This is a genomic window from Alteromonas sp. ABD4_190, assembly GCF_056160105.1.
This window is the reverse complement of the sequence record NZ_JBSWWN010000001.1, coordinates 2,519,698-2,532,361: the sequence shown is the minus strand read 5'-3', so window position 1 is coordinate 2,532,361 and position 12,664 is coordinate 2,519,698. Positions and strand designations below refer to the sequence as shown.

The following is a 12,664-nucleotide window of genomic DNA, read 5'->3' as shown; positions in this document are numbered from 1 at the left end:
GATAGAACACTTGGTCATGGCTGCTAAACATTGAGAAACTCTTAGGTGGTTTGACTGAACAACCAGCCCCAATTAGATAATGCCGTGAACCGCTGGCAGTGACATAGACAAACACGGTTCGTTTAATGGGTAAGACTACTCTTTTGTATATCCGAGTTCTGTCAGAATACTCTCCACTTTTTTGGCGTGCTCGGCCTGCCATTGCGCTAACGTCATAGCCCCGTCTTTCTCGGCCCGCTTTTTAGCAGTATCAAAAGCCGTTAATGCATCCGCTTTTGGAATAACAGCAATGCCCTCCTCATCCGCCACGATAATGTCACCTGCGTTAACTACAACACCACCGCAGCTCACTGGTTCATTCAGCGGCGATATGCATTTTTTGGCACCCGGCTTGGGTATAACGCCCTTGGCAAATACCGGAAATTTGTTGTCACGGGTTTCTGCAATATCGCGAATCACACCGTCAATAACAAAACCTTTGATCCCGCGAGCCTGCGCAATTGCACACACATTACCACCAGCGACAGCGAACTTGTCATCGGCCTCTACGACAATAATGTCACCAGGGCTTGCGCGATAAATTGCCGCATGGAGCATAAGATGGTCTCCTGGTGCACATTTTACGGTGAAAGCTGGGCCAGCTATACGCGGGATACCATCCCATAAAGGTTTTATGGCGTAGTCCATAAACTGGTCTCTTGGAAGCGCATCTGCGTATTCGCAAGGCGAGACGCTGTCAAAAGGGATATTGTCTAATTCCATTGCCTTTCCTGTCTTTTTTCTGGTGAGAGAAATCACTATAACGAAATTGAGGCCCCAAGTTGTTACAAGCTGTGTATTTTCACTATAAACACTTTTTCTGTTAGCACTGCCATGCTAAAAACATGTGTGATTAATAAAGACAAGTAGGTGATTCAGGTTCTTAACCTTTCAAATAAATGAAAGAGCTATTGCCTCGAGCCAAAAACAAATTAACGGTAGATGTCACCACTACCGATAAAATAAAAAGGAAAAACTCGACATGTTACGTAGCGTTTTAAGCTTAAGCGTGGCGCTGGCCTTAACGGCTTGTAGCCCACAAAATTCGTCCACAGAACAACAGACACAAAGCTCGGCCACTGAAGAGACTCAACAGCAGCTTTCCTCAGGTGTAATAAAAGAAAATATGGACCTGTCTGTTGACCCAGGTGATGACTTTTTCCGCTATGTAAACGGCAAATGGTTTGATAATTTTGAAATACCAGCAGATAAATCGAGCTACGGTTCTTTTGTGATCCTTAGCGATGAAGCACAAGATCACGTTATGGACATTATAAAATCATCTGCCGAAGGTGACTTTAAAGCGGGAAGCGACGAACAAAAAGTGGGAGATTTCTACCGTGCCTATATGGACATGGAGACCCGCAACGAGCTTGGCACGACGCCGCTAAAACCTGAGCTAACCAAGATTGATGCAATTGAAGACTATACCGACCTTGCCGAGTACTTCGCATACGCCGCTCGCTATGGCTATGGCACACCATTTAGCCTAACCCAATATCCAGATCTTAAATCGCCGAAAGAATATTTGATGTATACGTGGCAGTCGGGACTGGGGCTTCCTGAGCGCGAGTACTATTTCAAGAACGATGAGACGTCACAAACCATTCGTGATGCCTACGTTAAACATATCCAAACCATGTTTGAGCTAGCGGGCTTCGAGGCGCCTAAAGAAAGCGCAGATATGCTCTTCGCGCTAGAGACGAAGATTGCTCAACTGCACATGAAAAAAGAGCAGGCCCGTAACTTTGCTGCCAACTACAACAAGCTGACCATTGAAGAGCTCAAAGCCTTAATGCCTAAGTTCGACTGGGACGCTTACCTTTCTGAAGCTAACATTAGCGACATTCCTTCACTCGGCATTTTACAAAAAGACTACATGCAAAACATTGATGGCGTTATTGATGAAACCTCACTTGAGGACTGGAAGACGTTTCTTAAATGGGGCTTATTAAATGCGTCTGCCGGCCGCCTGAACGCCGAACTTGATGAAGCAAACTTTAACTTCTACAGCAAAGTGCTTCGCGGCGTAGAAGAGCAGCAGCCACAATGGCGTCGTGCAGTGAGTCTTTCAAATGCCCACGTTGGTGAACTTATCGGTAAGGTCTATGTAAAACAGCACTTCCCGCCTGAAGCGAAAGAGCGCATGATGGAAATGGTTAACAACCTGCTGTTGGCTTACAAAGAAAGTATTGAAAATCTTGATTGGATGACAGATGAAACTCGTGCGCAAGCGCTGGACAAATTGTCTAAGTTTACCGTGAAAATTGGTTACCCTGACCAGTGGAGAGATTACTCAGCTCTGACGGTTAATGCCAGTGACCTATTTGGAAATTTAAAGCGTTCTTCAGATGTGCTATACGAGGAAATGTTGAAGAAACAAGGCGGCCCAGTGTGGACCCATGAATGGGGCATGACACCACAAACCGTTAATGCCTATTACAACCCACCGCTAAACGAAATTGTATTCCCTGCGGCTATCCTTCAGCCTCCGTTCTTTGATATGAACGCCGAAGACGCGGTTAACTATGGTGGTATTGGTGCAGTAATCGGACACGAAATTGGACACGGGTTCGATGATGCAGGTTCAACGTTTGATGGCGATGGTGTACTTAGAAACTGGTGGACAGATGAAGATCGCAGCGAATTTGAAGCACGTACCGCAAACTTGATTGAACAGTATAATCAGTTTGAGGTGTTGCCTGACTTGCACGTGAACGGTGAATATACCCTAGGTGAAAACATCGGCGACCTTGGCGGCATCAGTATCGCACTTAAAGCTTATCATCTGTCTCTTGATGGTAAGGAAGCGCCTGAACTAGATGGTTTCACTGGCGTTCAGCGTGTATTCATTGGTTACGGCCAGGTTTGGGCGAGCAAATATCGCGAAGAAGCGTTGCGCAGCCAAGTACAAACCGATACTCATTCACCTACCAAGTTCCGCACTAACGGTGCTGTTCGCAACGTGCCTGAATTCTACGAAGCGTTTAACGTTACCGAAGAAGATGCGTTGTATTTACCACCAGAAGAACGGGTGAAAATTTGGTAATTCGCATACACATGCAAGCGTAGACAATACGACAGTTAAAGCCCCATGTTTTGTTCGTCAAACTGGGGCTTTTTTTTCGTGTTGAAGTGTATGACTGAGCAGGTTTAAAAAGGCTAACTATGAATGTAAGAACAACTATTGTCTTTATCAGCTTAGCGTTGCTTTACTTGGCGACGCTGCCGTTTTCACCTTATGTCGCACAATTCCTACCTAAAGCGCTTCCTATCTGTGTACTGATGGTATTTGCGTTTATAAAGCTTAATAGTACGCCGCGATATGTCGTGTTGGCTGCACTACTTTTTAGCATGGCTGGAGATATTAGTCTGGCTATACCGTTTGAGGAAAGTTTTATAACTGGATTATCGTGCTTTTTCCTCGCGCATTTATCCTACGCCGTATGCTTTGCTTCACTGCATTGCCGTCAACAATGGATACACAACGACAATGTTATTTCGCACAAAACTAAGTGGCTAGTGAGTATTATTATCGTTAGTTTCGCCACGCTGATGGCCGCTTATATCCTGCCAGCATCGAAAAGCTTATTTTACCCTGTCGTCGCCTATATTAGCGTTATCACGCTAATGGGATTAGCCGCGGTATGCCTAGGACGAACCAAGCTAATTATAACTGGTGCTATGCTTTTTGTGGGCTCAGATGCCATTCTCGCCCAGTCGGTTTTTAAAACGCCGCTTCCACTATCAGCCTTTTGGGTTATGACGACGTATTATGCCGCGCAATATTGTTTAACGGTTGGCCTTGTTAACGCGTTCTTAAGAAAACAGACAAGGTAGGATTAGTTAGACAACGACGTTAAAACGTCTAGCGCCACATCGACTTTTTCGGCTGGCACAAAAATATGGTCATGGTAATAAGCGGCGACCACGTTGGCGCTAATTCCTGCTTTACCTAACGCAGTAGACATAGCGGCTGTCATGCCTACCGCTTCCAAACTGGAATGCACTTCACAGGTTATACAGCGGTAATACCCTTCAAATTGCAAGTTAGCTTTCTCGGCGGCGGCAACCGGAAGAATGAGCGTGGTGCCCTCGCGTTCCTGAAACATGCCCTTAGCCGCTTTAATCAACGTACTGGTTAATCTCTCAGCAGCCAAAGTAGTAAAAACGTAATTTTCGCTATTTGCCACAGGATTCAGATTTTTCAGTAAAACATTTAAGTCAGTTTCAGCAACCACACTCATCGTCCTTCGTATAACATCAAACTTATTTGTTAAAGCAAGCTTGAAGCGCGCCTATTAAAGTTTTCTGGCTCTAATACGTTTGCCTTTAATCTTACCTTCTCTAAATTGCGCCATGGCTTTTTTTACGCTTCGGGTTTTCACTGCAACAAAACTCATACTGTTTTGCACCTTTATTTTGCCCAAGTCATCGCCAGGAATGCCTGCATCTTTGGTAAGGGCACCCACCAGGTCACCAGGGCGAAGCTTTTCCTTTTTACCCGCACTTAACGAAATACAGGTGAATTCTGGCTGAGTAATTTTGTTTTTATGAAAACGTAAGCTTTGCGCGCCCTTAAGCGGAATATCACTTTCTTGTAACACTTCTATTTTTCGCAAAAAGTGTTCTTCGTCATCGCTCACTAGCGTTACTGCCATGCCCTTTGCCCCCGCGCGTGCCGTGCGACCAATGCGGTGAATATGGGTTTCCGGCTCTTCACTTACCGTGTAATTAATTACGCAGGCAACATCATCAATATCCAGCCCTCGCGCAGCTACATCGGTAGCAACAAGTACTTGTAGCGCATCGCTGGCAAACTGCATAAGCACCGACGTACGCTGATGCTGTTCCAAGTCCCCCTGAAGCCCAGCTGCGCTAAAACCATCCTCGATAAGCTCGTCAACCACTTCATTTACCTGAACCTTGCGGTTACAAAATACAATAGCGTTTTTAGGTTGGTAGTGGGTAAGTACCGCTTTAAGCGCCTGAGTGCGTGTGTGCGGGAGCACGTTGTAGCCCAATTGTGTGATAGCGGGTTTACTGTCTTGAGACTCAACTTTACAGGTTACCGGATTGTGCAGGTACTGCTTAGCTACGCGCTCAATTTGTTCTGTAAAGGTTGCAGAAAATAACAGGGTTTGTACTTGTTTCGGCGTTTGACCGAAAATAATGCGTAAATCGTCTTCAAAGCCCATATCTAACATGCGGTCGGCTTCATCAAGCACGCGTAGTTTTACACTGCTTAAATCAATACGACGCTTTTCCACGTGATCCATTACGCGACCTGGCGTGCCCACGATAATGTGAGGGCTGTGCTTTAACGACTGTATTTGCGGCCCCATAGGCTGCCCACCGCATAAGGTGGTTACTTTGATATTACCGATATTCTTAGCCGCGGTACGACACTGCTGCGCGACTTGGTCGGCAAGCTCACGGGTTGGGCAAAGCATAATGGCTTGTGTAGTAAACTCGTTTACTTCAATGTGCTGTAGGGCGGGGATCACGAAGCACAGCGTTTTACCACTGCCGGTCTGGGCCTGACCAATAATATCTTTACCTTGCAGGGCTTCGGGTAGCGACTGCGCCTGTATTGGAGAAAGTTGGAAAATGCCTTGTGAGTCTAGCGCCTTAGTGATGGCAGGGTTTATATCTAAATGCTTAACGGTTTCAACTGTCATTAATTGGGTTTCCAAAGGTGAACTACACCATTTTTGGTATGATGAGCTATGCCGTATTCTTCAGACACCATGTCACTCCATGAAGAAAGCTGCTCATTAAACTTGTCACTCATTTTCACACCGGCCGCCGCTAACTTGAGCTTCTCTAAAGCCAAAACACAGGTGTCTTTTTTTGACAGTGCTAGGTAGGCCGCTGAAATGTCGTACTTACTCGAGAGTGTTATTGTCTCACATTTAAATTGCTTTGGGTTACATCCAAAGTCAATTGCTCCCCGAGAACCGAAAATAGTATCAATTTCGTTGTTAATCAGTGCGTCCACTAACGCTGGCCATGAATCATAAGCTTTCACTTTAAAGCCGTGGTCTATTGCGATTTGATAGCGATAGTCCTCTAGCAAGGTGCCTACCCTGTAGGTTTTCGGAACATCGGCAAAGAAGGGAAAATAGGGTTTATCAATACCGTACAGACCGTGAAGATTTCTTGAAACCGGCGTTACCCAGTGGAACACGTTTTCTCTTTCATCAGTTCGAATTACAGAAAATACCAACACGTTAGACTTGGTCATGGCTTCCTTTGCTATTCTTTTCCAAGGCGCAGAGAGAATCGTCTGGTCAAGTGCCATCTCATCCAAAATATCGCTAACCAAATCAGCAGCGATACCTTCAATTCTTCCTCGCTCTCCGACTTCAGAAAACAAAGGCACTACGTCAGCGATTACCCAAAGGTTGTCGGTATCTGTATGCAGTTCGCCCACTAGGCTTAAAGCTCCAAAGGCAAGTATCGTATCTGGAAAAATTAGCTTCAATTCACCTAGCATCGTTTTAGCAAGCAGAGCAAACGCTTCTGAGTGCTTGTATTGGCTCACTAGTTCACTCAGGCGCTCTGCAGTTTCAGCAGTGCTTTTAGTTTTTGCAAGTGCAATGTAGCTCACTGCTATTGTTGTTTCCTGACTACCTGCATTCGGCGTACAACGAACATCACCGCCACATTTAAAGGCAAATAACGGTGTTATCCAGTAGTAATAATGTTCGTTATCTTCATTTCTTATCACGTTAAAAACAATTTGGGATTCGCTAGATGTTGCTTTATCAGCAGGCCTTAAATCAATACCACTCTTTGACAAAGCATTTTCAAACACTGTGAATGAATAAGATTGGATACTCTGTTGGTCTGAGGGAGTGATGGCGCTGGGTAAATCTTGGGCGTGGGAGTAAGAGAGCACTTGTGCCCTTATAGAAAGGCTCCATAGGGCACATAAACAGACACTAATATATAATACTAAGCTTGAAATGCCTTTTCTAATTTCCACTGCAACGTTTGCCCCGCAAAAAATGGAACCATATCGGTGCCATCAGCTAGGGTTACTTGTTCTGGCACCGTCCACGACTCTTTCACTAGTGTCATTGTAGTCGTATTTCGCGGTAAGTCATAAAAATCCGCACCGTAATGGCTAGCAAAGCCTTCAAGCTTATCTATTGCGCCTAGCTGCTCAAACACTTCTGCATAAAGCTCTATTGCAGACCATGCGCTGTAACAACCTGCACAGCCGCACGCATTCTCTTTTTTATGCTTAGCATGAGGTGCAGAATCAGTACCTAAAAAGAATTTCTTGTTGCCACTTGCCACCATGTCGCGCAACGCTTTTTGGTGTGTGTTGCGTTTTAGCACTGGCAAACAATAGTTGTGAGGGCGTACCCCACCAACCAGTAAATCATTTCGGTTAAGCAATAAATGCTGGGGCGTAATAGTGGCGCCTACAAACTCGCTAGCGCCCGCTACGAAGCTAGCTGCATCTGCTGTAGTAATGTGCTCGAACACCACTTTCAACCTAGGAAATGCGTCAACAATAGGGCCTAAGTGGGTATCAATAAATACTTTTTCACGGTCAAAAATATCAATGTGATGCTCGGTAACTTCACCATGAATTAGCAAAAGCAAACCCTGCTCTTGCATGGCTTGGAATACTGGGTATAAAGCCTGAATACCTTTTACCGCCGCGTCTGAGTTAGTCGTCGCACCTGCTGGGTAAAGCTTACATGCGGTTACGCCTGCTTGCTTTGCATCGATAATATCCTGCGGCGTAGTTTGGTTGGTAAGGAATAAAGTCATTAACGGCTCAAAGTTACTGCCTTCAGGTCGCGCAGCTTCAATTCGCCCTTTGTACGCCATCGCCATTTCAGCATTAACTACTGGTGGTACTAGGTTTGGCATGACAATAGCGCGTTGGAAACAACGCGCAGTTGCAGGCACGGTTTCAGCCAGCATTTCGTTGTCGCGAAAATGAAGATGCCAATCGTCTGGCGTAGTAATATTGAGCGTTTGCATGCCTTGTCTCTCTTAATACTTATTCAAACAGAGGGGAATTGCGCCCAATAATAGCACAATTCCCAATTTGCGCGCAGAACAACTCGCTTGATAGCAGCTATGATTTTACTTGGCCGTGCTCTACCCAAATAAGCTTGCTAACGTCGTACCCAGCCGCGGTCGCTTTTCCTAATAAACGCGTGCGAACTTCATCTGAAATTGAGGGTGTCCGCGCTAATATCCAAAGGTAATCTTTATCCGGGCCTGTTATCAGTGCATATTGATAACCTTCTTTGTCTAGTTCCATAATGACATAGCTCGCGTAGAATGGACCGAAAAAGGATACCTTTAAATGTCCTGTGGTTTCGTTCTCTACAAAATACGCTTTGCCTTCGGCTTCATCCCACTTACCTTCTTCCTTTGAATAACCGCGATTGATAACTTTCACGCCACCATCTTCGCGCATACTATATGTTGCTGTGACTTCGCTTAACCCTTCTTCAAAACTGTGGTCAAAGCGCGCGATCTCGTACCACTCCCCTAAATACCTAGGAAGCTCGAAACCTTTAACTGGCTTTACGTTTTCCGGTACTCCGGTGCAGCCAGCTAACCCAACAAGTAGTGCAATTGCCAATAAAAACCATTTTTTCAACATAAACCCTCTTCTCTTGTGATGAGTTTGTAGTGATGAATATTCACTACGATATTAAACGCCTACACCAGCAGTTGTGATCTTTATTGCTAATTCACACCATAAATATCCCAAGCGTTAACTGTCGCTAGTTAAAAGACACTCGACTAATCAAGCTTTTATTATCCAACACGTCATACTAGAGTACTGTCCAGTTGATAATAAGAATAACCGCCAGAGCTTCTATGAGTGCAAAGGTAATTTTGTTCACTCACACCTTTAAAGGGAGATAACTACATGAATGCACACTTTCCAAACGCAAGCCGCCTAATTTATGGATGCATGGGCCTAGGTGGAGGTTGGAATAACGACCCCGTATCTAAAGCCGATGTGACCCAAGCAAGAACAATCATTGACGCTGTACTAGACTTAGATATTAACGTTTTTGACCATGCTGATATTTACACATTCGGTAAAGCAGAAACCGCCTTTGGTGAAGCCCTGAAGCAAGCGCCAGAACTTAAAGACAAAATGATTATTCAATCTAAATGTGCAATACGTTTTGAAGATGATTTAGGACCAAAGCGCTATGATTTCTCGGCAAATCATATCCACACGTCTGTCGAAGGCATTCTCTCTCGTTTAGGTATTGAGCAACTCGATATACTGCTACTACACCGCCCCGACCCGCTTATGGAACTGGAAGAAGTGGCTGGTACCTTATTACTGTTACAGCAACAGGGGAAGATTAAACACGTGGGTGTGTCTAATATGCACGGACACCAAATAAACTACCTTCAATCAGCACTCTCAACACCTATTGTTGCCAACCAACTTGAAATGAGCCTCGGCTTTAGGGACTGGTTGGAAGACGGCATCACCAGCAATAGTGCGGCTAATCGCAATATGGGTTATGCACCAGGGACTCTTGAGTACTGTATGATGAATAATGTTCAACTTCAGGCGTGGGGAAGCTTAGCTCAAGGGAAGTATACGGGCGCTAAGACCGAGAACAGTGTTGACCTTGCTACGGCAGAATTGGTGGAAAAGCTTGCAAGCGAGTATCAAACAACACCTGAAGCGATTGTTTTAGCATGGCTGATGCGACATCCAGCTAATATCGCGCCTGTTCTAGGCAGCACTAATGTAGAGCGTATCAAATCTAGCCAAAAAGCGATGGACGTTCATCTTTCTCGCGAACACTGGTACAAGTTGTTTGAAGTCGCTCGCGGCCAAGAGATGCCATAAGTAGTAATAAGGAAATAGCATGCTAAAAGGCTTTCACCATGTTGCTATTATTTGTAGCGACTACCCACGTTCAAAAGCGTTTTACACGGACGTACTTGGGTTTTCCATCATTGACGAAAACTATCGAGAAGCCAGGAACTCATATAAATGCGATCTTGGCCTGCCTGACGGAAGTCAAATTGAGTTATTTTCGTTTCCAGGAGCGCCTCAAAGGCCTTCACGTCCAGAGGCCCAAGGACTTAGACACTTAGCGTTCAAAGTCGACAATTTAGATGAAGTGATTAATCACCTGACCAATAAAATGGTGGAATGCGAGCCAGTAAGAACTGACGAATACACCGGCAAGCGCTTTACGTTTTTTCAAGACCCTGACGGGTTACCGCTTGAACTTTACGAGCTATAAAAAAAATGCCGAATAGCTGAGTAGCTGTTCGGCATTTATCTAACAATAGGTCTGCTAAAATAACCTTATCCTAGTCCAGCATTCTGACTTCTCGTTGCGGGAATGGAATATCAATGTTGTGCTGTTGAAGCGCGTTAAAAACTGCTTGATTAAGCGCATAGCGCACTTCGAAATGCCTTGTCGCAGGAGCCCAAACCCGAACCCCAAAATTAATACTGCTGTCACCAAAATTATCGACACCAATAGCAGGTGTTTTTTCTGCACTAACACCGTCAACAGATGCAACCGCATGCCGAATTACTTCAATGACGTTATCTACATTACTGGAGTAAGCAACGCCTATCTCGAGTTCTATAAGCATGTTTTCAGCAGAGTTATGCAAGATCTCCCCAACAATTAGCTTATTGGGGATCTGTATGTGCACGTTATCTTCATCGATAAGAATGGTATAAGGCAGCATAACCTGATCAACAACGCCGGCAACGCCACGAACCCGAATAGTATCTCCTACTACAAACGGACGGGTAATGATTATCGTAAAACCTGCGGCGTAATTTGCCAGCATGCCTTGAATAGCAAGACCAGCTCCTAAGCCCACTGCACCAAGAGCCGCTATTAACGGGGTAACGCTTATCCCCACGTTACCAAGCGCAATGATGATAACTATTCCAAGCAACACCAATTTACATATACCACCGGTAAACCGGCTTAACGTAACGTCAATTTTTTTGTTTACCATGAGGTTTTCAACCACATGGCCTATTTTATTTGCCACCCACCAGCCAAGTAAGAAAATGATAATGGCACCTACAATTTGGAAACTGTAGGTCACAGCAAATTCAACCAGCGTGTCGTATAGGGCTTGGGCTTGTTTTAATTCATCCATGGGACGTTATTGCAGATTGATAAATGAGGGAATGTAGGGAAGCTTAAACAACAACGCTATGAAAAACCAGTGCCGAACATAAGTCCGGCACGTTTAGGTTAACTAACACCGCGAGCGACTAGCCTCGCGGTTATTTTCACTTAGTTAGCGTACTCACTCGCTTCAATTTCTGCTAAACGCTCTTTGGTGGGGTTCTTCACGTAGTTATATACTAAGCCGATAAACAGCAAAGCGGCAAAGCCAGTGGCGACCATGAAACCGTATTTTGCATCACCGCCGTTAGCATCGCTCACAAGGCCCATAATAAACGGGCCAGCCGCTGCGCCAGCAGCAGTAAAGAACAATATAACTCCTGCCACACTACCGTGTTGATGTTTAGGGAAGCAGCTTATTCCCTTTGAATTGAACGTAGGGTAAATGACCGACATGAAAATACCTGTGAGTGGGAACAAATAAAGCGCGAGCTGCTTTCCGCCCCATAACCCCAAGCCGAAGCACAGTACTATAGCGCCTGTAAACAACATCAACACCAACGCCCAGTTAAAGCGAGACATCATCCAAATTCCCACGAAACGGCCTGCGGCACGCAAAATAAAAAATGCGGTTACCGAATAAATAGCCAGTGTTTGAGAGAAACCCTGACTGTAACAGTCGTAGGTCGCTTTAAGCGTAGTTGCGTCGCATACTAAGTAACTCGGCATCCACACGTAGATAGCACTCTCTGCCGCAACATATAAAAATGCGCCAATTGAAAAGCCTAACGCGTAAGGGTTTTTGACCAATTTTAAGCTTTGCGCAATGGACACTTTGTTTTCGCCAGAAGACGTGTCACGAGAATAGGCCGGGTACTTAACCAGTAGAGCCCCGACAATAAGAACGGTGCAAACCCCACCAGCAATAACATAAAGCCACTGCCATGCTACCCCTTGATGGATAAGGTAGGCTACAATCAAAGGGCCTATAATTGCGCCAACACCAAAGAAGGCTTCTGCACCGTTCATCGTTGCGGTATGTTGTTTTGTTGAAGTTGAAATGTCACCAATAAGGGCCAGTGCACCTGTCTTGAAAATACCAACGGCCACCCCTGACAAGCTCATCAAACTAACAATCAGCATAAAGTCATTTGCAATAAGGAAGCTGTAACAAGCTAACCCAAACAATGCTAACCCTATAATAATGGTTGGCTTACGACCTAACTTATCGGCTAGAAACCCCAAAAACAAACCAGATAGGGCGATACCCAGCATAGGGAGTGAGTGCATTAAGCTAGCTTGTGCATTAGTGACCGAAAACGCCACTTTTACTTCTTTGATTATCTCGCCTACAGAATCTGATGTCATTGCAAACATCATAAACATTAGGTACGTCAACCACCTGATAATTCTGCTACTAGAGTCATGATTAGGCATATTTTGTCTCGCAAATACACTGGCGAAAGGATTAGCTTAACCTTTCTTAAATTCATAAAAAT

General features: G+C 45.0%; 12 protein-coding genes. 4 read left to right on the top strand and 8 right to left on the bottom strand.

All coding sequences use genetic code 11. The annotated features are described in order from the left end of the window. Positions 1–135: 135 nt before the first annotated feature. Positions 136–762 (bottom strand): RraA family protein, encoded by a 627-nt coding sequence (locus tag ACXAFM_RS11165; RefSeq protein WP_474829488.1) that lies wholly within the window; start codon positions 760–762, stop codon positions 136–138. Between the two features lie 259 nt (positions 763–1,021). On the opposite strand from ACXAFM_RS11165, the gene ACXAFM_RS11160 reads away from it, so the two are divergent. Beyond that, complete coding sequence (locus tag ACXAFM_RS11160) at positions 1,022–3,088, top strand: M13 family metallopeptidase (protein WP_474829486.1); 2,067 nt, start codon at positions 1,022–1,024, stop codon at positions 3,086–3,088. Positions 3,089–3,207: 119 nt separating this feature from the next. Further along, entirely contained in the window at positions 3,208–3,879 is a 672-nt protein-coding gene (locus ACXAFM_RS11155; protein WP_474829484.1) for a lysoplasmalogenase, read from the top strand. 2 nt (positions 3,880–3,881) lie between these two features. On the opposite strand, the gene ACXAFM_RS11150 is transcribed toward ACXAFM_RS11155, so the two are convergent. The 5 genes from ACXAFM_RS11150 to ACXAFM_RS11130 all read right to left on the bottom strand — a co-directional run bounded on the left by ACXAFM_RS11150 (position 3,882) and on the right by ACXAFM_RS11130 (position 8,680). Next, positions 3,882–4,286, bottom strand: a complete 405-nt coding sequence (locus tag ACXAFM_RS11150) for an ACT domain-containing protein (RefSeq protein WP_474829482.1) — start codon at positions 4,284–4,286, stop codon at positions 3,882–3,884. 54 nt (positions 4,287–4,340) lie between these two features. Beyond that, positions 4,341–5,720, bottom strand: coding sequence for an ATP-dependent RNA helicase DbpA (gene dbpA, locus ACXAFM_RS11145; RefSeq protein WP_474829480.1), 1,380 nt, complete (start codon positions 5,718–5,720; stop codon positions 4,341–4,343). Continuing rightward, positions 5,720–6,943 carry a substrate-binding periplasmic protein gene (locus tag ACXAFM_RS11140; protein ID WP_474834617.1) on the bottom strand — a complete coding sequence of 408 codons (1,224 nt, stop codon included), beginning with the start codon at positions 6,941–6,943 and terminating at the stop codon, positions 5,720–5,722. The genes dbpA and ACXAFM_RS11140 overlap by 1 nt, the downstream gene beginning before the upstream one ends. Positions 6,944–6,999: 56 nt before the next feature. After that, positions 7,000–8,046: a dihydroorotase gene (gene pyrC, locus ACXAFM_RS11135; protein WP_474829477.1), complete on the bottom strand. Its 1,047-nt coding sequence runs from the start codon at positions 8,044–8,046 to the stop codon at positions 7,000–7,002. A 97-nt stretch (positions 8,047–8,143) separates the two neighbouring features. Continuing rightward, positions 8,144–8,680 (bottom strand): lipocalin family protein, encoded by a 537-nt coding sequence (locus ACXAFM_RS11130; RefSeq protein ID WP_474829475.1) that lies wholly within the window; start codon positions 8,678–8,680, stop codon positions 8,144–8,146. Between the two features lie 273 nt (positions 8,681–8,953). Here ACXAFM_RS11130 and ACXAFM_RS11125 point away from each other — a divergent pair, with 273 nt between their 5' ends. Together ACXAFM_RS11125 and gloA2 are read left to right on the top strand one after the other, a co-directional pair. Beyond that, a complete protein-coding gene (locus tag ACXAFM_RS11125; protein WP_474829473.1) occupies positions 8,954–9,904 on the top strand; it encodes an aldo/keto reductase in 951 nt (316 codons plus the stop codon). A gap of 19 nt (positions 9,905–9,923) precedes the next feature. After that, on the top strand, positions 9,924–10,307 hold the full coding sequence (gene gloA2, locus ACXAFM_RS11120) for an SMU1112c/YaeR family gloxylase I-like metalloprotein (protein WP_474829471.1): 384 nt from the start codon (positions 9,924–9,926) through the stop codon (positions 10,305–10,307). Between the two features lie 70 nt (positions 10,308–10,377). On the opposite strand, the gene ACXAFM_RS11115 is transcribed toward gloA2, so the two are convergent. Then, positions 10,378–11,193 (bottom strand): mechanosensitive ion channel family protein, encoded by an 816-nt coding sequence (locus tag ACXAFM_RS11115; protein ID WP_474829469.1) that lies wholly within the window; start codon positions 11,191–11,193, stop codon positions 10,378–10,380. 140 nt (positions 11,194–11,333) lie between these two features. Continuing rightward, a complete protein-coding gene (locus ACXAFM_RS11110; RefSeq protein WP_474829467.1) occupies positions 11,334–12,551 on the bottom strand; it encodes an MFS transporter in 1,218 nt (405 codons plus the stop codon). Positions 12,552–12,664 lie beyond the last annotated feature (113 nt).

Excerpts from the sequence above, each read along its gene's own strand:
- ACXAFM_RS11165 (WP_474829488.1), bottom strand. The coding sequence starts at position 762 with ATGGAATTAGACAATATCCCTTTTGACAGCGTCTCGCCTTGCGAATAC.
- ACXAFM_RS11160 (WP_474829486.1), top strand. The coding sequence starts at position 1,022 with ATGTTACGTAGCGTTTTAAGCTTAAGCGTGGCGCTGGCCTTAACGGCT.
- ACXAFM_RS11155 (WP_474829484.1), top strand. The coding sequence starts at position 3,208 with ATGAATGTAAGAACAACTATTGTCTTTATCAGCTTAGCGTTGCTTTAC.
- ACXAFM_RS11150 (WP_474829482.1), bottom strand. The coding sequence starts at position 4,286 with ATGAGTGTGGTTGCTGAAACTGACTTAAATGTTTTACTGAAAAATCTG.
- dbpA (WP_474829480.1), bottom strand. The coding sequence starts at position 5,720 with ATGACAGTTGAAACCGTTAAGCATTTAGATATAAACCCTGCCATCACT.
- pyrC (WP_474829477.1), bottom strand. The coding sequence starts at position 8,046 with ATGCAAACGCTCAATATTACTACGCCAGACGATTGGCATCTTCATTTT.
- ACXAFM_RS11130 (WP_474829475.1), bottom strand. The coding sequence starts at position 8,680 with ATGTTGAAAAAATGGTTTTTATTGGCAATTGCACTACTTGTTGGGTTA.
- ACXAFM_RS11125 (WP_474829473.1), top strand. The coding sequence starts at position 8,954 with ATGAATGCACACTTTCCAAACGCAAGCCGCCTAATTTATGGATGCATG.
- gloA2 (WP_474829471.1), top strand. The coding sequence starts at position 9,924 with ATGCTAAAAGGCTTTCACCATGTTGCTATTATTTGTAGCGACTACCCA.
- ACXAFM_RS11115 (WP_474829469.1), bottom strand. The coding sequence starts at position 11,193 with ATGGATGAATTAAAACAAGCCCAAGCCCTATACGACACGCTGGTTGAA.
- ACXAFM_RS11110 (WP_474829467.1), bottom strand. The coding sequence starts at position 12,551 with ATGTTTATGATGTTTGCAATGACATCAGATTCTGTAGGCGAGATAATC.